The sequence below is a fragment of the Chryseobacterium sp. TB1-D10 genome, from assembly GCF_059803555.1.
In genome coordinates this window covers 154,807-177,564 of sequence record NZ_JAPFHB010000003.1, presented here as the reverse complement: position 1 = coordinate 177,564, position 22,758 = coordinate 154,807, and the positions used below count along the sequence as shown (strand labels likewise).

The window sequence follows — 22,758 nt, the reverse complement described above, 5'->3', positions numbered from 1 at the left end:
TTTAAACAAGGTGTTATGAAAAATTTTAATTTCATATTTTGGATTATTCTTGTAAATTGTTTATTCAACTGCTCATCTGCAGCATCAATTTCGAACCCTATTCCAAATATATTAGATGTCAAACATCACACTTACAAAACTGTAAACTTTGAAACATCAGATGGATTGAAAGTTTATGCTGACTTGTACTCCACCAACAGCATAAGAGGACCGCTCATTATTCTTTATCATCAGGCGGGTTTCAGCAGAGGCGAATTTAGAAGTATTGCTCCACGATTGGTAGATTTGGGATTCAATGTTTTAGCGGTTGACCTTCGTTCCGGCGACATGCTAAATCAAGTAATAAATCTTACTCAAAAAGAAGCCTTAAAACAAGGAAAATCCACAGCTTTTGAAGATGTAATTCCTGATTTGGAAGCGTCTTTTGATTATGCTAAAAATAAAATTAAATCCAGAAAAATAATTTATTGGGGAAGTTCTTATTCAGCATCATTAGGATTTTACATGGCAGCAAAATACCCGAAAGACTACAAAGCTCTTATCGCTTATTCCCCGGGAGAATATTTTAAAATCGAGAATAAAAATATTTCTGAATTTGCAAAGAATGTGACAATTCCAGTTTACACTTCTTCGGCAAGAAATGAAGAATCTTCCTGGAAGCCAATTTACAATTCGGTAAAATCCAAGAAACGTTTCTATCTACCTTCCAAAACAAAAGGTCACCACGGAACCATTGCTCTTTCTGCATTTTATGATGATGCGGAAGAAAACTGGCAGGCCATTATTCCTTTTTTAAAAACATTGCAGTAAACTCTTCTTCATTATCTGTAAAAGACCGTTTAGCTTCTTCATATCCTATGTTAAATATCTCCAGCATACTTTGTGGTTTCCTTTCGAAAATACCATATCTGGATAATTTTTTGGAAGTAATAAACCAATCACAATAAGCAAATTTATAAATCTCTGTTCTATGAGATAAAAGCTCATAAGCTCTAGTGGTTACAGCCTTTATCGACCGAAGATCCTGTTCCTCCACATCCTGAGGTGGTGTCACGTAAACACCAATCATCTTATCACATTCATTATTAATGACATCTGCCGGAAAATTATTAAGAACACCACCGTCACTATACATTTCCTTTCCGATAAAATAAGGTGTGGAAATCCCAGGAATGCAGGACGAAGCAATAATTGCGTCTACAACTTTGTAATGTTTTTCAAAGACTTTTTGCTGACCCGTAATCAGTTCTGTCGCAACAATTCTGACATCTTTATCCAAATCCCCAATCGTCATATCCTGAAAAATAGGCTTCAGATAATTGAGAAAAATAATGGAAGAAACAAATCCCGGCTGATTGAAAGTAAAGTGTTTCCAATGAAAGAAATAAATAGATTGAAAAAAATCCAATATGTCTTCCGGAGATTTTCCAACAGCATATAAAGATCCAACAATAGATCCTGCGCTGCAGCAAGATAGAATATCAGGTTCGATATTCTTTTCCTTAAGAAACTTCAAAACGCCTGCGTGAGCCAACCCACGCGTTCCACCTCCAGATAAAACCAATCCTATTTTCGAATTTTCCATTAAGTAAAAATAAAAAAACCGCAGAAGAATCTGCGGTTTTACTTTATTAATATTTTGTTAATCTTAGATATGAATCACCTCTCCATACGCAGCAGCAGCAGCTTCCATAATAGATTCTGACAATGTTGGGTGCGGGTGGATAGATTTGATGATATCGTGACCAGTTGTTTCCAGTCTTCTTGCAACAACTGCCTCAGCAATCATATCGGTAACACCGTCACCAACCATATGACAACCAAGCCACTCGCCGTATTTAGCATCAAAAATCACTTTGATAAATCCGTCTACATCGCCGTTAGCCGTAGCTTTTCCGGACGCTGAGAATGGGAATTTACCAACTTTGATTTCGTAACCTTTTTCTTTAGCTTGTTTTTCAGTCAAACCAACAGAAGCAATTTCTGGATGACAGTAAGTACAACCTGGGATATTTCCGTAATCGATAGCCTCTACGTGAAGACCTTTGATTTTCTCAACACAAGTGATTCCTTCCGCAGAAGCCACGTGAGCCAAAGCCTGAGTTGGGATGATGTCACCAATGGCGTAATATCCTGGAACAGAAGTTTCGTACCATTCGTTGACTAGGACTTTTCCTTTTTCAGTTTTGATTCCAACCGCCTCAAGTCCGATTCCTTCAACGTTTGAAGCAATTCCGACAGCAGAAAGCAAGATGTCAGCTTCCAGAGTAATATTTCCGGTAGCCGTTTTCACGCTGGCTTTTACGCCATTTCCTGAAGTATCAACAGATTCTACGGAAGCGTTGGTCATGATTTCAATCCCTGATTTTTTTAGAGATTTCTCCACGTGTTTTGAAACTTCTTCATCCTCCAAAGGAACGATGTTCGGTAAAAATTCTACAACAGTTACCTTAGTTCCCATTGAATTATAAAAATCAGCAAACTCAATTCCGATAGCACCAGAACCTACAACAATCATAGATTTTGGTTGCTCAGGAAGAGACAATGCCTGTCTGTATCCAATTACTTTTTTGCCATCCTGAGGAAGATTTGGCAATTCTCTGGAACGAGCTCCGGTTGCGATGATGATATTTTTACCTTCATAATCTTTTACAACTCCTTCAGAATCTGTTACAGAAACCTTTTTGCCAGCTTTCACAGTAGCCGTTCCCATAATGACATCCACTTTATTTTTTCTCATCAAAAAAGCAATACCACTACTCATTTTAGAAGCTACACCTCTACTTCTCTGGATTACTTTTGTGAAATCGAATCCTGGATTTTCAACTTTATTAAGACCATAATCTTCAGCGTGTTTCAGATAATTGAAAACGTGAGCAGATTTCAATAACGCTTTAGTTGGGATACAACCCCAGTTAAGGCAGATTCCGCCAAGATTTTCTTTTTCGATGATGGCTGTTTTGAAACCCAATTGAGCAGCTCTGATTGCAGTCACATAACCGCCAGGTCCGCTTCCAATAACAATAATATCGTAGTTCATTGTGATTAAAAAATTTTAGCGAATTTACGGAAAATTATTGAAAGCATAATATGACAAAAAGCAACTCTTGGAGTTGCTTTTCAAAAATTTAATATTAGAAGATTACTTTAATTGCCTATAGCTTTCAATCAGTCTTACAAATTCTGAACGATAGCCGTCTTCGTCATTTGATTTTCCCTGTTTTGCAAGTTCTATGATTTTGTTAAGGTCTTTATCTTTGATGAATTCCGATTGTCTCAAAACCAATCCAAACCAAGCAACAGACGAAGCAAATTTGAAATCTGAAGAAGCATTATTAATGTGATTTTTAGAATCTTTGATGGTCTGAATTAATTCTTTGCTTACATCTTCATCCGGATTTTTATAACGGAATTTCACAGTTGCAAGTTCGTCTCCAAATTCATTCTGAGAATCGTTTTTAGAATGTTTCAAATCAACATCTTGAGGAATAAATTCTGAATCTGAACCTGCAGGAATGATTTCGTAGATCGCTGTTACCGTATGACCAATTCCCAATTCTCCGGCATCTATTTTATCATTTTTAAAATCTTCATTATTTAGTTTTCTGTTTTCATAACCAATTAATCGATAATACTTTACAAACTTTGAATTAAACTCAATTTGAATCTTTACATCTTTCGCAATCGCATACATACTTCCGGCAAATTCTTTTCCAAGAAACTTATTGGATTCCTGCATATTATCAATGTAGGCGTAGTTTCCGTTGCCTTTGTCAGCTAACATTTCTAAACGATTATCCTTATAATTTCCCATTCCAAACCCAAGACAGGTTAGGAAAATTCCGGATTGTCTTTTTTGCTCAATCAATTTTTGAAGTTCGGAATTATCAGAAATTCCAACATTGAAATCGCCATCGGTTGCCAGAATAACTCTATTATTTCCATTTTTAACCAAATTTTCCTGAGCTAGTTTATAAGCCAACTCAATCCCTTCCCCTCCAGCCGTACTTCCACCAGCGCTGAGATTTTCCAAAGCTGTCAGGATTTTCTCTTTATATTTTGCCGAAGTCGGTTCCAAAACTACACCTGCACTTCCGGCATAAGTTACCAAAGCCACTTTGTCTTGCAGACGAAGTTTATCCAAAAGAATCTTAAACGAGGTTTTCAACAACGGCAATTTATTTTGCTCATTCATAGAGCCTGAAACATCAATTAAAAAAACCAAATTAGAAGCTGGTAATTCTTTATCATTCAAAGTTTTACCTTGTAAACCTATTTTCAGGATTTTATGTTTGGGATTCCAGGCACAGTCGTTATATTCGGTATTAATTGAAAATGGCTCATTGTTTCTTGGCTGAGGATAATCGTAATTAAAATAATTAATCATTTCTTCGATTCTCACCGCATTTTTATCCACAGACTCGCCATTGTTTATCATTCTTCTAACGTTTGAATAAGATGCTTTGTCCACATCAATTGAAAAAGTAGAAAGAGGTTCTGCCTTCGCCAACTCGAATTTATTTTCTTTCCACTCGTCATAAGATTCTTGATTTTGGACAGTTTTTGGATTATTCAGAAGATAGATTTCGTTTTTGGAAAGACCTTTTGTTTTGATGATAATAACGCCATTGTTTCCTCGTGTTCCATAAAGTGAAGTTGCAGAAGCATCTTTTAAAACTTGGACATCCTTTATTTTATTGGGATCGATATTTTCCAAATTGGTTTTCTCATAAGGTATTCCGTCAATCACATACAAAGGTTGATTATTCTGATTTAAAGATGTGATGCCACGAATCACAATATTTGGGGAACTTCCCGGACTATCTTGATTTGAAGAAACATGTAAACCAGCAACTTTTCCCATCAAAGTAGAATTGACATCGGTAGTTGCATAACCCAAACTTTTTTGCTCCCTTTTAATTCCCATCGCATTTACAACAACAGGTTCAATATCTTTTGCCTTTTCAGTGTAAACATAATTGCCTTTAGCCGAAGTATCCATTAAAACTTCATCCTTCACTTCATTTACCTCGTACTGAACTTTCGGAGCAATTGCTTCAGCCTCAGGAGAAGCATTATGAAAAATCATTGGTGGAGAAACTACAGTCGAATTTGGAACCTCTTGATATGCTATTATATCTTTTGCTTCCGATGGTCTGACTGGGCTTTTCGACAAATTCTCTCTAAAAGTTTTATTGAGTTCCTCAACTTTTTTTGGAGTTTCTATTTGATTTGGGTTGATTGGTTTACCGTAATCGTTCGATGCAATTTGGGGTTCAATTTTTACCTTATCATCTTTCGTGAAATATAAAACGCCAAACGTCAAAGCCAATCCAGCAACCAAACCATAAGGCAACCAAATAGGAATGATTCTTTTCTTTTGTTCTTTCTTTTCCAATCTTTCTTCAACTTTTTCCCAAACCTTTTCAAAAGAAGGAAATGTTGGATTTTCTTCCGCCGATTTCCCGGCATCATTGAACATTTTATCGATATCTTGATTTTCCATTTTTTTAAACTTTAAGAATTAATTGTTTGAAGTTTCACCAGTTCCTGCAATTTTTTGCGGGCAAAATTCACCTGAGATTTGGACGTGCCTTCCGAAATAGATAGCATTTGCGCAATCTTTTTGTGTGGATAACCTTCCATCGCAAACAGATTGAAAATCGTGCGACAGCCTTCCGGAAGGAAATTGAGAAGTGACAAAATGCCTCTTTCTTCAACAATATTTTCCGGTTCAGCTTCGGCCAAATCCACGAAATTTTCTTCAATCGAAATCGAAAACGGCTGTTTCTTGCGCAGTTTCTGGAGACATTGATTCACCACAATTTTCTTGGCCCAAGCATCAAAAACCTGGAATTCTTTCAATTGCTCAAGCTTTGTGAAAATAATGTAGAAGGAGTCGGCTAAAACTTCTTCCGCATCTTCGTCATTTTTCAGGTAACGTTTGCAGGTTGCAAAGAACCGTCCTGCGTATTCTTCATAAAGTTTCCGCTGTGCGTTGCGGTCTTTATTTTTGCATCTTATGTATAATTCGTGTTCCATATTCCGGCGTTTATAAGGAAAGATGCAATAGTTTAAAAAAGGTTGGAATTAATTTGAAAATTTATGAAAAAACTTTGAAAGTCAGCTTCCAAAGTTTTGAAATTAGTTATTTAATTAAAAGTCTTCGACTCCACTCAGACTAACATTGATAAATTACAACGTTTAGTTTGTCACACTGAGCGGAGTCGAAGTGTTTAATTGATTTATTATTATAGCTTTTCTAATGCTTTTTCGAAGTTATCATATTGAAATTTAAATCCATTTTCCAGTAAAATTTCCGGATAAACATTTCGGCTTTTCAACATCAGTTCAGTTTCTGTTTTGATGAAGATTGATGCAATTTCCAGCAACCAAACGGGACTTGGAATTCCAAAAGAGATTTTAATCTTTTCACGGAGTTGCTTCATCATTTCTTCGTTGGATAAAGGTTTTGGCGCTGTGATGTTGATTGCACCTTCTAGATTTTCATTTTCAATAACAAAATTGACGGCTTCACAAAAATCATCGATGTGAATCCAGCTCATCATTTGGTTTCCTCGACCCTGTTTTCCTCCTAAACCAAGTTTTGAGATTTGTTTAAATTTTGGAAATGCACCACCATTTTTTCCTAAAACAATGGAAGTTCTAAGTGCAACTTTTCTGATATTTTGATTTTTAGTTTTGAAGAATTCTTTTTCCCAGGATTTACAGATATTCATTGAGAAATCGTCGCCGATGATTCCGTTTTTCTCTGTATTGAGATGCTTTTCTGAATGTGTGTAAATAGTTGCAGAACTTGCATTAAGCCATAATTTTGGAGGATTTTGACATTCATCGATTGCTTGTTGGAGAACTTTTGTGGAATAGATTCTGGAATCAAAGATTTCTTTTTTATTCTTTTCGTAGTATCTGCAATCCACGGATTTTCCTGTAAGATTTATCAGAACATCAGCATTTTCTAATTCATTTTTCCAATCTCCAATTGTTTTTGCATCCCAAAATATTTCGTTTTCACGTTTCGGGTTTCGGGTCAGGATTTTGATTTCGTAATTTTTATTGAGGAAATATTGTTCTAAGTTTTTGCCTAAGAATCCAGTTCCGGCTGCGATGATTATTTTCATTGTTTTTGTTTTATGATTAATTTCAATAGAGAACGTTTAATTTTTGCGAAGCGCGCCCCGGCCTGAATGGAGCTCATTTTTTTGTGGCTGGATAAGCATTGGCAAAAAAATAGCGGGAATGGAGGACGGATAAAGGCGCCCAAATCACTTAAATATTCGAAACTATATATAAGAGAACTGCTCCGAAAGTGATTCTGAAAATCATCCAGGAAATCGTTGGAACAATTCCGAATTTCAACATTCTGCATCGTCTCAAATGTTCCAAAAACATAATGAACACTACAATTCCGAAGTAAATGAAATAGAAAATCTGATTAAAATGAAAGAATAAAGTTGGAATTAAAAGTAATGTTCCAATCAAAGAAACTGTCATCATATTCCCAAGATAATCCCAGATTCTGTCTTTGAAATAAATTCCCATAAATAAGCTCTGCCAAATAATTTGCATACAACAAATAAAAAACTCCAAACCAAAATTATTCTTAAAATCAGGAAATAATCTTTGATTATAAAATCCCAAAACATAAGCGGAAAACATTAAAACAAATGCAAGATAGAAAAGTCTGTATTTGAGATTGAAATCCGGAACGCAATTGTCCTTTGTCAAATCTTTTGCTGCAGGAATAATTTGTTTTCTGTTGTAAGAAACGAATTTGTAAAGTCTCTGGAAAAACCAATACAAAGGTTTTGTTCTGGCAATTTTTTCCAACGTCGGGAAAGAATTTCCTATAATAGTTAAAAGACTTTCTAATCCATAAATAACTTTATTTTCTTTAGTATTAATCAAAGCAATCTCATTTTTTGAACGATTAAAATCAATCTTATTTTTGATTTCGGGAGAGATTTCTGAGAAGGACTCTCTTCCATTCTCATCAAGCATTCCGCTTTTTATAAATCCTTTGGAATAGACATTACATATTGGATAATCGTTGTCGTAAATGAGAATGTGGTTTTGCAGTGTTTTCATTATGTTGGGTTTTGGACTTAATTATAAATTCAGAAAATCAGCTTTTGTTCTTTTATTATTTCTGAAAAGAAAGAACATTATGATTTTAAATATTAGATTCTTCATAATTATTAATATTTTTATATTTTCAGTAATTTTTGAAACTTAATCTGAAATAAAAAAGGAAAATAATTTCCTTTCTATTTTAACAAGTTGGTGATTTTGCCAACCAGCCAATGGTCGTCGCTTTTTATCGCTAAATCCATAATATTGTTGATTTTGTTGGTCACATTTCCAAAATCATCCATCAACTTGATGAATTCTTTTGCTTCTTCTGAATCATCATCCACATTTTTCAGTTCTTCTAAAAATGCTACAACTGGTTCTATTTCTCGTTTTCTGCGTTCTTTTGTAATTTGTTTGAAAAGAAACCAGACATCTTTTTCTGCAAAGAAATATTCCTTTCTATCTCCTTTCACAAATTCTTTTTTTACAATTCCCCAATCCATCAAACTTCGAAGATTCATATTCGCATTTCCTCTGGAAATTTCCAACTGTTCCATCACTTCATCTGTAGATAAAGGTTTTCCAGTTGCTAAAAGCAAAGCGTGAACCTGCGCCATTGTTCTGTTGATTCCCCAGCTGGTGGCAAATGTTCCCCAGGTTTGGATGTATTTTTCTTTGGCTTCGTCGAGTTTCATTTTGTAATTTTCTACTATTTTTATTGTCAAATGTTAAGTTTTCAACGTTTCATTTTGTAAAGATTGATTCTTTGTACAAATGTAATTAATATTTTCGAATTTTCAATAATTATTGAAAGTAAAATATATAAACTGATAGTGATATTATTGGAAGCTGTGATTGTTTTAATTTATATTTCATTTCAGATTAGGCTTGAATTTAAGATAAGAATATAAATTAATTTTAATAATAATTACACATTTGGATAAATTATCATCAGTCAAAGGATGGAATTAATCTGAATTTAATAGTTGAAAAAACCAGTATTCATACAAATATTTAATTTAATTGATATTTAATAACAATAATTCATTATAATTAATAAATTTGCTCAAAATTAACACATGAAATACACTTTAATAAAACGGAACAAGAGTTTTAGAACAGATTCTCATTTTCAATTTATTAGTTGGATGAGAAAAATGGATCTGCAGCAATGGAAAGATAATAAGGACTTTATGGAAGGTTATGCTTATCGAAAAAGGACTTTTGAAAAAATGGAAATCCGTCATGAAAACGAAGACCTTTTTATAGAAGATCTGCAAAAAAATAACCTTTTGAAAATTGAATCTTCAAAAGGCTTTTTTGGTATATTTTAAATATTATATATTAATAAATCGGTGGATATTTCTGCGGGTTGATTTCATTAAACATTGCATACACTCTTTCAATCATATCATCAGAAGATGGTTTACTGAAGTAGTCGCCGTCACTTGCATACGCCGGTCTGTGATTTTCTGCCGAAATCGTCAATGGTTCGGAATCCAGATATTTGAAAGCTTTCTGTTTTTCCAAAATCTGCTGCAGAATAAATGCTGAAGTTCCGCCTTCAACATCTTCGTCAATTACGACTAAGCGATTTGTTTTCTTCACACTTTCTGCAATTTCATTAGTTAAATCAAACGGAATTAATGATTGAACATCAATCACTTCTGCAGAGATTCTTAATTTTTCCAGTTCATTTGCAGCTTCTGTAACTATTCGCCAAGTAGATCCGTAAGTAACCAGGGTCACATCTTTCCCTTCTTTGGTCACTTCAATTTTTCCAATTGGGAGTGTGAATTCACCTAAATTATCCGGTTGCTTTTCTTTCAGTCTATAGCCATTCAAACATTCTACAATCACAGCTGGCTCGTCGCTTTGTAGCATTGTATTGTAAAAACCTGCCGCTTTTGTCAGATTTCTTGGAACCAGAATATTGATTCCTTTTGATAGATTCAGAATTCCAGCCATTGGCGATCCAGAATGCCAAACGCCTTCCAGCCTATGCCCACGAGTTCTGATGATTACGGGCGCTTTTTGTCCACCTTTGGTTCTGTATTGTACAGTTGCCAGATCATCACTCATTCCTTGAAGGCAGTACAAAATATAATCCAGATATTGAATCTCAGCAATTGGTTTCAAACCTCGCATCGCCATCCCGATTCCTTGTCCAAGAATAGTGGCTTCTCGGATTCCAGTATCAGCAATTCTGACTTCACCATATTTCTCCTGAAGTCCTTCTAATCCTTGATTGACATCACCAATATTTCCTGCATCTTCACCAAAAACCAAAGCTTGCGGATATTTTTCAAAAATCTTATCAAAGTTATTTCTCACCACAACTCTACCGTCTACTTCTTCCGAAGCTTCAGAATAGATTGGTTTGATTTCTTTGACGTTAGTCGCTTTCCATTCGGATTGAGAATATAAATGGGACGAATAATTGTCTTTCTCGATTTTATAGATTTCTTCGTATTTTGATTTTAAAGCGTTTCTTTCGGGCGAATTTTGCGATCTTGTAATTAATAATGATTGTCTCACCAAATGGAAAATATCTCTTTTGCTTATAGAAATTATTTTATTAAAGTTTTCAATTAATTGAGCAACTTCAACATTTTGATTTTTAACAGATTCTATAAATGGTAAAACTTCATTTTTCAAATCTGAAATAGTTTTTTGATACGATTCCCAAGCTTTTCTCTGACCATCTTTTACCAATTTTTTGGCTTCAGAATCGATTGTATCCAATTCTTCAACCGAAGCTAAATACTCATCATTTCCTTCGATTTCTATGCTGTAATCTAAAATCCATTCTCGGAATTTCACCATTCCGTCAAATTCTGTTTCCCATAACAGTCGATCTTGATTTTTGTATCGCTCGTGTGATCCGGAAGTCGAATGACCTTGAGGCTGAGTAACTTCCGTAACATGAATTACTACAGGAACGCTTTCGTACCTTGCGAAATGCTCTGCTTTTGCGTAAGCTTCCATCAGAGCCGGATAATCCCAGGCCTTCACCTGAATGATTTCACAACCCTGTTTTTCGTCAGCTTTTCTCTGGAAACCGGAAAGCATTTCAGAAATATCAGCTTTAGCTCTTTGATTTTGCGTAGGAACCGAAATCCCGTAGCCATCATCCCAAATCGAAATAATCATTGGAACCTGCAAAGCACAAGCAGCGTTTAAAGTTTCCCAAAAATGACCTTCAGCTGTTGAAGCATCACCAATAGTTCCAAAAGCTACTTCATTTCCTTCCTTTGAAAATTTCTCAGAACCTTCAAATTTAACTGATTTATAAATTTTTGAAGCCTGAGCCAATCCCAATAATCTCGGCATCTGTCCTGCTGTAGGAGAAATATCAGATGAAATATTTTTTTGGCCGGTTAAATCCTTCCAACTTCCGTCAGCGTTCAAACTTCTTGTGGCATAATGCCCATTCATTTGTCTTCCGGCAGACGCTGGTTCTCTCTCCACACTGGTATCTGCATATAATTGAGCAAAGAAACTTTCCACAGAAACTGCATCAATTGCCAAAGCAAAGGTTTGATCGCGGTAATAACCGGAACGGAAATCTCCATTTTTGAAGACTTTTGCCATTGCCAACTGCGGTAATTCTTTTCCGTCACCGAAAATTCCGAATTTTGCTTTACCCGTGAGAACTTCTCGTCTTCCCAAATAAGACATCTCGCGTGAGATTCTTCCCAAACGATAGTCTTCCAAAATACTGTTTTTAAAGTCCTGAAATGAGATTTGCTGAGTTTCTATATAGGTTGTTTGCATAATTTAGAATTTTGACAAATATAAATTTTTTTAATGAAATTTTTATTAATTTCATATTTTGTGAAAAAAAAGATAATTCTATATAATATTAAAATTTAATAAATATCTATTTTACAATGATTTATTGGATATTTTTGAATCAAGAAAATTTAATAAATGAAAAAAACTGCACCACATATTCTAAACGCTTCCACCAATCTGCTTGGATTCTGTTTAGTAATTATTACCTCTTTGAAAATTTCTAAATTCAAACACTCTTCCTATCTTGATGAGTTTACTGTTGGAGCTATTTTTTGTCTGACTTTGAGCTGTACTTTATCTTTCCTCGCTATCAAATCTAAACAGCCAAAACGATCGCATATTTTAGAAAACTCAGCAGACATTCTTTTTTTTATTGCTCTCCTATTTATATTACTTGCTGTATGTATTGTCAGTATTGATGTAGTAGACTAGACAAAATTCCATCTTTAATCATTTAGAAAAAATGATCACCTTTTTATTTCTTCCTCTTATTGAGAAGGTATTTTTATCAATTTTTCTAACAATATATATTAAGCAGATACTTAATTGATATTTAAATATTTCAATTCATTATTATTAGAATAAATTTTAGGTCATATTTTTTACTTTAAAGAAATATCAGAGGTTTTTGATGAAAATTTTAAAATATTGACTTACAATAACTTAACATAAAAGTCAGTTTTTGTTATTATGCACTTATTAACAAAATAAAGATCATCTTAATAGCAATATTGTTATTGTTTTAAAAAAAATAAAATGATTTTTGGGCAAAATTATTAAATACACATTCTCTTGCAAATGAATAATTTCGGAATTCATTCTAACAAATCACCAATTAAATCTTAAAATAATTGATAAAAAAATATCAATTAAACTAAAAATAACTAATTATTGTTAAATATTTATAACTTATAAAAGGTTCTTATTGTATAATATCTAAATATAAATTATTACAAAACAGGATGCGTGAATTTCACTTGCTTTTTGATCTATCTTAGTCAAACAAAAAAATCAATGTTTAATTCTAAAACAATTTACGACTATGAAAAAGATTCTACTTTCTAGCTTTTTAGCTCTAGGGATCTATGCCAATGCACAGTGCGATCCTATCACCACATTTCCTAAAAGTTATGATTTTGAAGATGTGACAACACCTGCAATACCCGCATGCTGGACAGTTGCAAGCAGTGGAAATGGCAACAACTGGAACACTTACACAGGAGACGGTAACAATGGAACTACCGCCGGTGACAAAATTTTAAACAATAATTTACCAGCAGGAGCAGTAGGTTCTGCATGGATCTTTACACAAGCATTCGCTATGACAGGAGGTGAACCTTATTCTGGTGCATACACATCGTGGGCCACAAACAGCACCAACAATCGCGTTATAAGCGTAGGATATGGTACATCACCAACAGATGCAGGAATGACAATTTTTGGAACAGACGCAAGCATTACTACTACAAAGGAGACAAGTGCATTTGTGTTCACACCTCCTACGACTGGTAATTATTACATTGGCATCAAGGTTTACAATACAGCTCCAAATGCTATGCAGACATCTGTCTTAGTAAATAGTCTTTTGGTTAAAAAAGAAAACCTGGCAGTATCTGATGTTAATTCCAATTCGAAAATAAAAGTTTACCCAAATCCCGTAAAAGATATTCTAAAGATTTCTGATATCACCGGTGTAAAATCCATATCTGTTACAGATATGTCGGGCAGACAAATTAAAACACTAGCTCCAAACACAGAGATTAATCTCTCAAATTTGAAAGCAGGGAATTATGTAATTTCATTGATTATGGAAAATGGAAGCATACAAACTCTAAACACAATTAAACTATAATCACAATTTTTTCTAACCTTAAGCTGTCTTTTCTATTAAAGGCAGCTTTTTTTATCCAATTTTTACAGTTTCTAAAGCTTTTGGGAGGAAACTATTCGGGAATATCTGTCTTGCTTCGTCTGTCATTACGCTTAAGTCGCTGTAACGGTTTGAGAAATGTCCTAAAATCAATTTTCCAACTAGTGCTTTTTTGGCAATCGTTGCGGCTTCCAAAGCTGTGGAATGTCCGGTGTAATCTGCCATTTCTTTCAGGTTATTCAAGAAAGTGGATTCGTGGTAAAGGACATCGACGTTTTCTATGATTGGGATGATGTCTTCTTTGTATTTGGTGTCACTACAAAATGCGTAAGAAACGGAAGGTTGCGGGTCAGTCGTCAATGAGGCATTATCGATGACGTTTCCATCTTCCGAAACAAAGTCTTTTCCTAAACGCAGATTCTGGAAATCGCAAATCTCAATTTCTTTGTGTTTTGAGATTTCCTTCATATTCAGGTGGCGCTCTTTTGGTTTTTCTTTGAAGAGATAACCGTTGCAATAAATTCTGTGATTGAGCGGAATGGTAAAGACCTCTACCCTTTTGTCTTCGTAGATTTTCACGGATTCCTTGCCTTCCAATTCGTGATAGATGACCTCAAAACCTTTGTATGTTTCTGTGATTTCGAAAATCGTGTCCATCATTTTTTTGATACCTTTTGGGCCGTAGATATTCAGTGGGGTTTTTCTTCCCAGAAGTCGGAAAGAGGCAACCAATCCCGGCAAACCAAAACAATGGTCGCCGTGAAGATGGGAAATGAAAATATGATTGATTTTGGAAAACCGCACTTTTGCTTTTCGCATTTGAACCTGAGTTCCTTCGCCACAATCAATGAGGAAATGACGTTCTTCCATTTCCAAAAACTGAGACGTTGGAGAGGAATTGATGGTTGGAATTGCGGAGTTGAATCCCAAAATGGTAAGATATGTACTCAATTTTCTTGGTTGTATTGAAAATTAAAAGGGTAAATATACGAAAACATCATAAAAATTACAAAAGACCCCCTTTAGAATTGAGGAATTCTAAGAATTTTTTCAAAGCTTCACTTCTGTGGCTGATTTTATTTTTTTCTTCTGGCAACATTTGAGCGAAAGTCATATTATGGTCGTCCGGAATGAAAATCGGGTCGTAACCGAAACCGTCTTCGCCGAAAACTTCTGTCGTAATGTTTCCGTAAACTCTGCCTTCGAAGTAATGTTCGCCGTCGTTGTCTTTGAAACATAGAACGGTGATGAAATAGGCGCGTCGGTTTGGTTCATCCTTCAGTTCTTCTAAAACTTTCTCGATGTTCTTTTTGAAGTTGTGATTTCCGGCGTAACGTGCGGAGTAAATCCCAGGTCGTCCGTCTAAGGCTTCCACAACCAATCCGCTGTCGTCGCCAACACTCCCCTTTCCGGTTTTCTCGAAGCAGTATTTTGCTTTGATGAGAGCATTTTCCTGGAAGGTGTTTCCGTCCTCGATGATTTCGTCGTTCAGGTCGTAATCTGTAAGCGTTGTCACGATGAATTCTGGTCCTAGGATTTGTTGTATTTCTTCTTTTTTGTGTAGGTTATGTGTGGCAATTAGAATTTCCATATGTTGTTGTAAATGATAGTTGATAAGTGATAAATGATTATGATTTAATTTTTGAAAGTTCGATGCTTTGACGAAACTTGATTGGATGGCAAATGTTGAACCTTGCGAAGCGCAACCCGACCTGAGTGGAGCTCATTTTTTTGCTGTTGGAAAAGCCCTGGCAAAAAATAGCGGGAACGGAGGGCGGATAAGTTGCCATAATTTTAATCTTTATAAATAATATTCTTGTGGATGGCGAAAAAATAAAATGGAATTGCGAAAATTACCACGCCGGCGACAAGAAGAAGTTCTTTGTTTACATTAAATAATCCGGAAAAAGTTTCTGAATCCGAGTACATCATCATCAATGCGGACAGTAAGTTATTGAAGGCGTGCAACAATATCGGCATCAGCAGAGATTTCGTTTTGTAGTACACCAAACCTAATACCAAACCGAGCAAAAATGCGCCGGCAAATTGCCACGGATTGAAATGGACAGCGCCGAAAATCAAGGCGGAGACGATAATCGCGGTGACTGGAGCGACTTTGTTGTTTATCATTCCTTTCATTATGACGCCTCGGAAAAGGATTTCTTCCAGGATTGGTGCGAGGATGACGGTCATAATGACCAGTGCGACCGGGTCTCTGAGGAGTTTTGCGAATTCTTTGGTGTAGAGTTCGTAAATCGGACCGAGGATTCCGCCTTCTGTTGGGATGAGTTGCGTGGTGTAATCGGCGACGAGCATCATTCCGAACATCATTGGGAATATCAATAAATAGACGCGAAATGGTTTGGTGGAAAAGTCGAAATTGAGTCTCTTTTTTTCTTTTCTAACGACTAGAAGGTCGAAGAATAAAACGGGCGTGAGCATCGTTGCGCAGTACATAAAGATGTTGAAACCGCCGGATTCGCTGATGTCCTGGTTGAATAACGCCGACAGACCCAAACCAATGGCGTACGCGAATGATTGCCCGATGAAAAGCCCGACCACGAGGATGATTCCGATGAAAAAATCGACTTTGTAATTTTGTTCCTGCATTTATTTAAGTTCTTTGATATAGACCAACGGTTCTGACTGGAAAGTTACGTCTTCTGGATGAAAAATTTTGAAATAATCTCTCAAAACCACGTCGCAACGGACAACGCCACTTTCGAAATAGTCGTTGGCCTGGTCTTTTTCGCGGTTGTTTATCATATATAATTTGCCGGAATTGAAAACGTCCATTTTGGAATAATTTGGATTGAGCGTTAGGAGTTCTTTTTTGTTTTTGTGCGGACTGATGTTAATCCAAAAATTGGCTTGTTTTGATTTGATGAAAACTTCCTCGAAACTTAGTGGAACTGAGGTGGATTCTTTGTTGTCTTTCAGGATATAATTTCCGCCAGCATCGTTGATGAGTTTGGCTACGAAGGAATTTCCGCCTGGTAGAAACCATTGGCTACCGTACATTTCGTTGCAGAGAACCAAGGAATTTGATTTTGAATTTTTGCTTAAGGCTTGGATTTTCTTATAATTGTGTTCGATGTTTTGATAGGCTTTTTCCGCTTCTCTTTCTTTGCCGAATAACTTTCCGAAGAGCAAAAGGTATTTTGATTTTTCTAATGGATTCTGTTCCATAAAATCGTCGAGGAAAATGAGTTCGATGCCGTTATTTTTCAAGACTTCATACGTGTTGGCGAAGTTGGGAACGTAATTGGTGAAGATGACATCGGGTTTGTTGGAAAGGATTTTTTCGATGTCGTATTTTTGTTCGTTTCCGATGTTGAGGATTTTGTTTTCGTTGATTAGCTGGTGGATTTTTTCCGAGAAAATATATTCCGGACTGGAGACGCCGGTGATTTTATTTTCTATATTAAGTTCAGAAAAGAAGCCAATCAAGCTAGAATTGAGTAACATTGCTTTTTTGAACGGCAGATTTTTAGTCGGTATTACATTTTTGAATTTTCCTGAGGTTAAAGTCAGGTTGTCAGAATTCTCAATATAATTCACTCGTGATGAGATGGTTATATTACTGTTTGTTTTCTGACTGATTTCTTTTTTGCAGGAAATTGAAAAAAGAAATAAAATTAAGAGTAAAAAAATGCGTTTCATCTTCCAAAGAAAGCAAAAAAGTACTATATTTGCAAACCAATAAAACGGACTCGTGGCGCAACTGAATAGCGCATCTGATTACGGCTCAGAAGGTTACAGGTTTGAATCCTGTCGAGTTCACAAGACCGACATTTGAAGTTTTCACTCTCTTATGTCGGTTTTTTTTTATTTCCTAATCCGTTGTTATACTTAGATACATTGGGCAACAATACTTATTTTAGATATTTGAAAATTTTGCGTCAAATTCGATTTTCATCTAATTTGTCCGCAAGATATTTATCTTTTGCATTAGCAACTTTTTCATTAAGCTCATTGATCTCTTTTGATATGTACCCCTTTTCGAATATATGTCGGAGGTGAATTGTTTGTAGTGGTCGACCGCAGCCATATCCATATTGTTTCAGTATGTGTTGATGAAGAAGGAGAAAAGATCTCTGATCAATTTGAAAAGGTTTGCTCTATGAAAGTCTGTCGGGAACTGGAAAAGAATTTAGTCTTATATTCGTAACCGGTAAAAAAATCAACGGGATAATAAGATTTTCAGTCCGGTAAATTACCAGGTCGTGATGTGAAAAGTCAGATAGCTGCTGTCGTTAGTCATTTGCCAGACTTCCTTATTCGGAAAGAACATAGGGCTACCAACTTAGCAATTGCATTTTTGCAAAAAGCAAGGAAGCTTTGAAAGACCATCCAACAAAGCTAACCATTAAAGCTGCGATTAGCATTGTCCTGAAATCAACTAGTGATGAGCAGTCTTTTAAAAAACAGTTAGGCGAATAGGGTATCAATAGTAGTGCATAGGAATGATGCAGGTTATGAAGAACAAGATTTTGCCAATAAGATGAAAAAAAAGAAAAAGAAATTAACAAATAATAAAAGCCCAGTCACCAAAAAAATAAAACCCTCTATTTTTAGAAGGTTTTAAATTTAGTGAATGCGATAAAGATTAGATGGTTTCAATATTTTACTTCAACAAATCTCCCATTCCAAAGGCAGTTAGCGCTTTATCATATTCAACTTGTACGGCATCATTTGCTGCCTTGAGGTATTGTCCTGTGAACGGGTCAACATTGGTTCTTATCGGGCGTTTACCTTTTGGTAAGCCGATTAAATTTACTACGGCATCTGCAACATCTTGCGGATTAGGTTTTAAGGTTTCGAATGCCTTCGTAACAGCCGCACCCATTTTATTAGGATAATCTGCTATGACTTCATAACCATCGTTAACCGAAGCATCGGAACCAGGGTTGAATTTTTGTGACATCTCTGTCGGGAAAGCACCAGGCTGCAGGATGGCAACGTCAATACCCAAAGGTCGTACTTCGTAATGCAAACCTTCGCTGATACCTTCCAAACCAAATTTTGAAGCACTGTACATTGTTGCAAAAGGAAAAGAAACTGTGCCAAATCCGCTGGTGATGTTGATGATGAGACCTTCGGATTGTTTACGCATAAATGGCAGCACCAATTTCATCAATCGCCAAGGTGCGATGACATTGATATCGAATATTTCTTGCACATCGGCGGTGGTAAAACTTTCGGCCACACCGTTTCTGCTAAAACCCGCATTGTTTACCAAAACATCTATTGTTCCTTCTTTTGCAATGATGGTATCTATGGCGTTTTGCACACTATTTTCGTCCGTAAGTGCAACATCCAAAACTGTGATGTTTTCTACCTCTGAAAGGGCTTTTGCTTTATCTGAATTTTTACCGTTTGTATCTCTCATTGTTGCATAAACCTGGTGTCCCAAGGCTGCAACACTTTTTGCGGTAAGCCAACCAAATCCGCTATTTGTTCCTGTTATTAATACAACTTTTTTGCTCATTATATTTTGTTTTAAATTAATGATACAAATTTCCGAACTTTAAAAATGAAAACATTTACCATTTGGTAAAAAGAGATTTTTAGCGGATGTTTTTTCTGATTCTGCTCAACGATTGTTGGGTAACACCCAGGTACGAAGCGACCAATGAAAGCGGAAAACGGTTGATCAGCATTGGATATTTTTCGAGGAATGACAGATAACGGGTAGTTCCGTCTTCCGAAACCAACGGACTTCTTCTGTCCATCGCTTCGGTTAAACATTTGTGCGTTATTTTAGCGGCAATCTTATCCCAATCCAGAATTGTATTTAAAATTTCGTCCCAATCTTTTTTAGAGAACACCAGCATTTTACAATCGGTAACAGCTTGGATATATTCAGTTGCTGCTGCTTGTGCATCAAATTTTTGCTGGTCTGAAACAAAACTGTTTTCGCTAATAAAATAATAAGTGATTTCTTCGCCCTTATTATTGTAATAGCAAAAACGAAAAACGCCTTCCAAAACAAAACCAATGTACTTTGGAATTTTTCCTGCTTCGGAAAAATAATCATCTTTTTTCAGTTCCAGTTCCGTTGCCTTGCTTTTGATAAAGTCGATTTGCTGTTGGTCCAAATTGCCAAAATGCAGTATATATTCAATTAATTTTTCCATTGTTGTAAAGTTAGGAAGCGATTTTAATTAAAGAATTACCATTTGGTAAAAAGTGACTCAGGTTGGTTTTATAACAAAATCTCGGATGGTTTTTAGTTATTAAAAGTAGATGATGTTTCTAATTAAAACTAGACCTAAACTCCAGCGGGCTTTGACTGGTTTTAGCTTTAAATAAGCGACTGAAAGATTGCGAATATTCAAATCCTAATTCATAGGCTATTTCTGAAATTGATAAATCAGAAGTAGATAATTTTTCTTTTGCTTTTTCAATGATTTTGTTTTGAATGTGCTGTTGTGCGTTTTGCCCTGTTAAAGAACGTAACATATCACTCAAATAGCTTGGCGAAAGATGGAGGCTTTCTGAAAGATGCTGAACTGTCGGAATTCCTTGAATTGCCAGATTTTCATCTTTAAAAGCTTCTTCCAAAATTTTCTCCATTTTTTGTAAAAGGTCGTTATTTACTTGTTTTCGGGTTATAAATTGTCTCTTGTAAAATCGATTGCTGTAATTGAGTAAAGTTTCTATTTGTGAGATCATTACATCTTGACTGAAATCATCAATTCTGCTTTGCAATTCTTCATCAATATTTTTGAAAATTGAAATAATGGTGTCTTTTTCCTTATCTGAAAGATGCAATGCTTCATCGGCAGAATAGCCGAAAAAGCCATATTGCTTTATCTTATTTGCTAAAGGATAAGTCAATAAAAAGTCGGGATGAATCAGTAAAGTATAACCAGATTGGTCGCCGTTATTATCGCTGTTTGCAGTAACCTGATTGGGCGATACAAAAAACAATCCGCCTTCATCAAAGTCATAATAATGTTGGCCGTATTTTAACTGCCCGCTAAGATTCGACTTATAAGAGATCTTGTAAAATGCTGAAGTTCGAAGGTCGGCTATGTTGCTGTAATCTATCTTTCTATTGGTATTATCAAAAAAACTAATCAACGGGTGCAAGGGTTTAGGCAATCCAAGCATCCGATGCAATTCTGTAAGTGAATTGTAATTGTAAGGAATATTTTTGTCCTTTTTCATCTCATAAATTTAGTGATTTTCTACCACGGAATTTCGCCGGTAACCGTATTCATATCTTCCGAGAAAAATTTACCTGTCGGCCCGTCTTCGCCAATGATGGCGTATTTTACAATTCGGTTGCCGGCATCAACAACAGAACCTTGCCCCAAATTATGGTTAAAATCTGTCTTTGTAGAACCTGGGCTAACGGCATTTACTTTAAAGGGCAAGTCCTTTAGTTCATACGCCAGCACAATGGTGTACATATTTAAGGCTGATTTTGAAGATTGATATACCGAGCCTTTGAAGTTGTAGTGAATAAAATTTGGATCGCTGTGTAAAGTGAGCGAGCCCTGGCTTGAACTTACATTGACAATTCTCGGTGCTGATGAATTTCGCAATAAATCTAGGAACGCTTGCGTAACTCTTATCACACCGTAAACATTTACCTCATAAACTTTCTTGTAAACATCTACATCCGTTTCTGTTGCGGTATGCATTAAAGGTTTACCATCTATAAATTCTATTCCATTGATACCGGCATTATTGATCAGTACGTCCAGTACCTGTGTTTTCCTGCCCAATTCAATCCGGGCATTGGTTACCGAATCTTGATTCGTAACGTCTATTTCTAACAATTCAACATTTTTGAGCCCTTCATTTTTTAATTTTTCGACGGCTTCTTTACCATTTTTTAAATCTCTGCTACCCAGATAAACATAATACCCTTTTTGTAACAATTGTTTTGCTACCTCCAAACCAATGCCTTTGTTCGCTCCTGTAATTAATGCCTTTTTCATTTCTTTTAATTTTAAATGTTTGAAGAACAAAGGTCAGTCTATCTAAAATGTTGTTTGTAACCCAACTGAGGTTTCTTATAACAAAATCGTTGAATGTGTTTTTAGTTTAGTAAAGATTGGATGATGTTATCTAATTAAAACCAGCCCTAAACTCCAGCGGACTTTGAGAGGTTTTTTCTTTAAACAGTTTGCTGAACGATTGCATATGCTCAAAACCTAATTCATAAGCAATTTCACTTACCGTTAAATCAGTTGTTGATAATTTTTCCTTTGCTTTTTCAATCAGTTTTTCGTGAATGTGCTGTTGCGTATTCAGACCTGTCAATGTTTTGAGTAAACTACGCAGATAGGTTGGCGAAACATTTAAATGGTCTGAAATGTATTGAACGGTTGGCAATCCTTTTGAAACCAAATCATCACTGTTGAAATAATCTGAAAGTAATACTTCCAACCGGTCGAGGATTTGATGATTTGTTTTCTTACGGGTAATGAATTGTCTTTGGTAAAACCGTTCCGAATAATTCAACAAAGTTTCTAAATGTGAAATGATGATATCTTGGCTAAACCGGTCGATGTTTGTCTGATATTCGTTTTTGATGTTTTCAACAATACCATTTATCATTGTTTCTTCCTTATCCGATAAAAACAAGGCTTCATTGGTGGTATAGCCAAAAAAATCGTATTGTTTTATTTTTTTAGCCAAAGAAGTATTCCATAAAAAATCGGGATGGATAAACAACATCCAGCCATCTATATTTTCGGGAATGTTGTCACTCTCTCCACGTAAAATTTGGCCGGGTGATAAGAATGCCATTACGCCCTCATCAAAATCATATTGTTGTTGTCCGTAAAACAATTTATTGCAACCTCTTTTTAAAGTAATCACGTACAAATCAAATATCACAGCAAAAATTCCTGTATCCTTTTTTTGTTTGGATAAATCAATGATTTCAATCAATGGATGATGCGGTTTAGGCAAACCCATTAATTTGTGTAATTCTGAAATGGTTTTTATTCGGATCGGTTTTTCCATCATTCAGA

General features: G+C 35.5%; 22 protein-coding genes and 1 tRNA gene. 6 read left to right on the top strand and 17 right to left on the bottom strand.

Annotation, left to right across the window (positions count from 1 at the left end; translation table 11 throughout):
* Positions 1 to 15: 15 nt before the first annotated feature.
* The gene (locus OPU68_RS05285; RefSeq protein WP_498472960.1) at positions 16 to 810 is read left to right on the top strand and encodes an alpha/beta hydrolase family protein; all 795 of its coding nucleotides are present in this window, start codon (positions 16 to 18) and stop codon (positions 808 to 810) included.
* Here OPU68_RS05285 and OPU68_RS05280 read toward each other — a convergent pair.
* The 7 genes from OPU68_RS05280 to OPU68_RS05250 all read right to left on the bottom strand — a co-directional run bounded on the left by OPU68_RS05280 (position 782) and on the right by OPU68_RS05250 (position 8,789).
* Positions 782 to 1,585, bottom strand: coding sequence for a patatin-like phospholipase family protein (locus tag OPU68_RS05280; RefSeq protein WP_498472959.1), 804 nt, complete (start codon positions 1,583 to 1,585; stop codon positions 782 to 784). The two genes, OPU68_RS05285 and OPU68_RS05280, sit on opposite strands and share 29 nt — an antisense overlap.
* A gap of 63 nt (positions 1,586 to 1,648) precedes the next feature.
* The gene (lpdA, locus tag OPU68_RS05275) at positions 1,649 to 3,040 is read right to left on the bottom strand and encodes a dihydrolipoyl dehydrogenase (protein WP_498472958.1); all 1,392 of its coding nucleotides are present in this window, start codon (positions 3,038 to 3,040) and stop codon (positions 1,649 to 1,651) included.
* Positions 3,041 to 3,142: 102 nt separating this feature from the next.
* Positions 3,143 to 5,506 carry a vWA domain-containing protein gene (locus tag OPU68_RS05270; protein WP_498472957.1) on the bottom strand — a complete coding sequence of 788 codons (2,364 nt, stop codon included), beginning with the start codon at positions 5,504 to 5,506 and terminating at the stop codon, positions 3,143 to 3,145.
* 11 nt (positions 5,507 to 5,517) lie between these two features.
* The gene (locus OPU68_RS05265; protein WP_498472956.1) at positions 5,518 to 6,042 is read right to left on the bottom strand and encodes an RNA polymerase sigma factor; all 525 of its coding nucleotides are present in this window, start codon (positions 6,040 to 6,042) and stop codon (positions 5,518 to 5,520) included.
* Between the two features lie 209 nt (positions 6,043 to 6,251).
* Positions 6,252 to 7,142, bottom strand: a complete 891-nt coding sequence (locus tag OPU68_RS05260; RefSeq protein WP_498472955.1) for a TIGR01777 family oxidoreductase — start codon at positions 7,140 to 7,142, stop codon at positions 6,252 to 6,254.
* A 148-nt stretch (positions 7,143 to 7,290) separates the two neighbouring features.
* Positions 7,291 to 8,109: a hypothetical protein gene (locus OPU68_RS05255; RefSeq protein ID WP_498472954.1), complete on the bottom strand. Its 819-nt coding sequence runs from the start codon at positions 8,107 to 8,109 to the stop codon at positions 7,291 to 7,293.
* A 179-nt stretch (positions 8,110 to 8,288) separates the two neighbouring features.
* On the bottom strand, positions 8,289 to 8,789 hold the full coding sequence (locus OPU68_RS05250) for a GbsR/MarR family transcriptional regulator (RefSeq protein ID WP_498472953.1): 501 nt from the start codon (positions 8,787 to 8,789) through the stop codon (positions 8,289 to 8,291).
* A gap of 384 nt (positions 8,790 to 9,173) precedes the next feature.
* Between OPU68_RS05250 and OPU68_RS05245 the strand changes: the two genes are divergently transcribed.
* Positions 9,174 to 9,428, top strand: a complete 255-nt coding sequence (locus OPU68_RS05245; RefSeq protein ID WP_498472952.1) for a hypothetical protein — start codon at positions 9,174 to 9,176, stop codon at positions 9,426 to 9,428.
* A 10-nt stretch (positions 9,429 to 9,438) separates the two neighbouring features.
* Here OPU68_RS05245 and OPU68_RS05240 read toward each other — a convergent pair whose 3' ends face one another.
* Positions 9,439 to 11,871 carry an alpha-ketoacid dehydrogenase subunit alpha/beta gene (locus tag OPU68_RS05240; RefSeq protein ID WP_498472951.1) on the bottom strand — a complete coding sequence of 811 codons (2,433 nt, stop codon included), beginning with the start codon at positions 11,869 to 11,871 and terminating at the stop codon, positions 9,439 to 9,441.
* 156 nt (positions 11,872 to 12,027) lie between these two features.
* On the opposite strand from OPU68_RS05240, the gene OPU68_RS05235 reads away from it, so the two are divergent.
* Together OPU68_RS05235 and OPU68_RS05230 are read left to right on the top strand one after the other, a co-directional pair.
* Positions 12,028 to 12,324 (top strand): hypothetical protein, encoded by a 297-nt coding sequence (locus OPU68_RS05235; protein WP_498472950.1) that lies wholly within the window; start codon positions 12,028 to 12,030, stop codon positions 12,322 to 12,324.
* A gap of 610 nt (positions 12,325 to 12,934) precedes the next feature.
* Positions 12,935 to 13,744: a T9SS type A sorting domain-containing protein gene (locus OPU68_RS05230; RefSeq protein WP_498472949.1), complete on the top strand. Its 810-nt coding sequence runs from the start codon at positions 12,935 to 12,937 to the stop codon at positions 13,742 to 13,744.
* A gap of 51 nt (positions 13,745 to 13,795) precedes the next feature.
* Here OPU68_RS05230 and OPU68_RS05225 read toward each other — a convergent pair whose 3' ends face one another.
* From OPU68_RS05225 to OPU68_RS05210, 4 genes are all read right to left on the bottom strand, one after another.
* The gene (locus OPU68_RS05225; RefSeq protein ID WP_498472948.1) at positions 13,796 to 14,713 is read right to left on the bottom strand and encodes a ribonuclease Z; all 918 of its coding nucleotides are present in this window, start codon (positions 14,711 to 14,713) and stop codon (positions 13,796 to 13,798) included.
* A gap of 55 nt (positions 14,714 to 14,768) precedes the next feature.
* Positions 14,769 to 15,353 carry an RdgB/HAM1 family non-canonical purine NTP pyrophosphatase gene (rdgB, locus tag OPU68_RS05220; protein WP_498472947.1) on the bottom strand — a complete coding sequence of 195 codons (585 nt, stop codon included), beginning with the start codon at positions 15,351 to 15,353 and terminating at the stop codon, positions 14,769 to 14,771.
* Between the two features lie 203 nt (positions 15,354 to 15,556).
* Entirely contained in the window at positions 15,557 to 16,372 is an 816-nt protein-coding gene (locus OPU68_RS05215) for a CPBP family intramembrane glutamic endopeptidase (protein ID WP_498472946.1), read from the bottom strand.
* Positions 16,373 to 17,425 carry an ABC transporter substrate-binding protein gene (locus OPU68_RS05210; RefSeq protein ID WP_498472945.1) on the bottom strand — a complete coding sequence of 351 codons (1,053 nt, stop codon included), beginning with the start codon at positions 17,423 to 17,425 and terminating at the stop codon, positions 16,373 to 16,375.
* A gap of 46 nt (positions 17,426 to 17,471) precedes the next feature.
* On the opposite strand from OPU68_RS05210, the gene OPU68_RS05205 reads away from it, so the two are divergent.
* A tRNA-Arg gene (locus OPU68_RS05205) sits at positions 17,472 to 17,545 on the top strand.
* A gap of 250 nt (positions 17,546 to 17,795) precedes the next feature.
* Positions 17,796 to 17,933 (top strand): relaxase/mobilization nuclease domain-containing protein, encoded by a 138-nt coding sequence (locus OPU68_RS05200; protein WP_498472944.1) that lies wholly within the window; start codon positions 17,796 to 17,798, stop codon positions 17,931 to 17,933.
* Positions 17,934 to 18,389: 456 nt separating this feature from the next.
* Here OPU68_RS05200 and OPU68_RS05195 read toward each other — a convergent pair whose 3' ends face one another.
* The 5 genes from OPU68_RS05195 to OPU68_RS05175 all read right to left on the bottom strand — a co-directional run bounded on the left by OPU68_RS05195 (position 18,390) and on the right by OPU68_RS05175 (position 22,750).
* Positions 18,390 to 19,253, bottom strand: coding sequence for an SDR family oxidoreductase (locus OPU68_RS05195; protein ID WP_498472943.1), 864 nt, complete (start codon positions 19,251 to 19,253; stop codon positions 18,390 to 18,392).
* 79 nt (positions 19,254 to 19,332) lie between these two features.
* Complete coding sequence (locus OPU68_RS05190; protein ID WP_498472942.1) at positions 19,333 to 19,902, bottom strand: Crp/Fnr family transcriptional regulator; 570 nt, start codon at positions 19,900 to 19,902, stop codon at positions 19,333 to 19,335.
* 118 nt (positions 19,903 to 20,020) lie between these two features.
* Positions 20,021 to 20,938: a helix-turn-helix domain-containing protein gene (locus OPU68_RS05185; RefSeq protein WP_498472941.1), complete on the bottom strand. Its 918-nt coding sequence runs from the start codon at positions 20,936 to 20,938 to the stop codon at positions 20,021 to 20,023.
* Between the two features lie 20 nt (positions 20,939 to 20,958).
* The gene (locus OPU68_RS05180; RefSeq protein WP_498472940.1) at positions 20,959 to 21,717 is read right to left on the bottom strand and encodes an SDR family oxidoreductase; all 759 of its coding nucleotides are present in this window, start codon (positions 21,715 to 21,717) and stop codon (positions 20,959 to 20,961) included.
* A gap of 130 nt (positions 21,718 to 21,847) precedes the next feature.
* Positions 21,848 to 22,750, bottom strand: a complete 903-nt coding sequence (locus OPU68_RS05175) for a helix-turn-helix domain-containing protein (RefSeq protein ID WP_498473185.1) — start codon at positions 22,748 to 22,750, stop codon at positions 21,848 to 21,850.
* Positions 22,751 to 22,758: the final 8 nt, after the last annotated feature.

Excerpts from the sequence above, each read along its gene's own strand:
- OPU68_RS05285 (WP_498472960.1), top strand. The coding sequence starts at position 16 with ATGAAAAATTTTAATTTCATATTTTGGATTATTCTTGTAAATTGTTTA.
- OPU68_RS05280 (WP_498472959.1), bottom strand. The coding sequence starts at position 1,585 with ATGGAAAATTCGAAAATAGGATTGGTTTTATCTGGAGGTGGAACGCGT.
- lpdA (WP_498472958.1), bottom strand. The coding sequence starts at position 3,040 with ATGAACTACGATATTATTGTTATTGGAAGCGGACCTGGCGGTTATGTG.
- OPU68_RS05270 (WP_498472957.1), bottom strand. The coding sequence starts at position 5,506 with ATGGAAAATCAAGATATCGATAAAATGTTCAATGATGCCGGGAAATCG.
- OPU68_RS05265 (WP_498472956.1), bottom strand. The coding sequence starts at position 6,042 with ATGGAACACGAATTATACATAAGATGCAAAAATAAAGACCGCAACGCA.
- OPU68_RS05260 (WP_498472955.1), bottom strand. The coding sequence starts at position 7,142 with ATGAAAATAATCATCGCAGCCGGAACTGGATTCTTAGGCAAAAACTTA.
- OPU68_RS05255 (WP_498472954.1), bottom strand. The coding sequence starts at position 8,109 with ATGAAAACACTGCAAAACCACATTCTCATTTACGACAACGATTATCCA.
- OPU68_RS05250 (WP_498472953.1), bottom strand. The coding sequence starts at position 8,789 with ATGAAACTCGACGAAGCCAAAGAAAAATACATCCAAACCTGGGGAACA.
- OPU68_RS05245 (WP_498472952.1), top strand. The coding sequence starts at position 9,174 with ATGAAATACACTTTAATAAAACGGAACAAGAGTTTTAGAACAGATTCT.
- OPU68_RS05240 (WP_498472951.1), bottom strand. The coding sequence starts at position 11,871 with ATGCAAACAACCTATATAGAAACTCAGCAAATCTCATTTCAGGACTTT.
- OPU68_RS05235 (WP_498472950.1), top strand. The coding sequence starts at position 12,028 with ATGAAAAAAACTGCACCACATATTCTAAACGCTTCCACCAATCTGCTT.
- OPU68_RS05230 (WP_498472949.1), top strand. The coding sequence starts at position 12,935 with ATGAAAAAGATTCTACTTTCTAGCTTTTTAGCTCTAGGGATCTATGCC.
- rdgB (WP_498472947.1), bottom strand. The coding sequence starts at position 15,353 with ATGGAAATTCTAATTGCCACACATAACCTACACAAAAAAGAAGAAATA.
- OPU68_RS05215 (WP_498472946.1), bottom strand. The coding sequence starts at position 16,372 with ATGCAGGAACAAAATTACAAAGTCGATTTTTTCATCGGAATCATCCTC.
- OPU68_RS05210 (WP_498472945.1), bottom strand. The coding sequence starts at position 17,425 with ATGAAACGCATTTTTTTACTCTTAATTTTATTTCTTTTTTCAATTTCC.
- OPU68_RS05195 (WP_498472943.1), bottom strand. The coding sequence starts at position 19,253 with ATGAGCAAAAAAGTTGTATTAATAACAGGAACAAATAGCGGATTTGGT.
- OPU68_RS05190 (WP_498472942.1), bottom strand. The coding sequence starts at position 19,902 with ATGGAAAAATTAATTGAATATATACTGCATTTTGGCAATTTGGACCAA.
- OPU68_RS05185 (WP_498472941.1), bottom strand. The coding sequence starts at position 20,938 with ATGAAAAAGGACAAAAATATTCCTTACAATTACAATTCACTTACAGAA.
- OPU68_RS05180 (WP_498472940.1), bottom strand. The coding sequence starts at position 21,717 with ATGAAAAAGGCATTAATTACAGGAGCGAACAAAGGCATTGGTTTGGAG.
- OPU68_RS05175 (WP_498473185.1), bottom strand. The coding sequence starts at position 22,750 with ATGGAAAAACCGATCCGAATAAAAACCATTTCAGAATTACACAAATTA.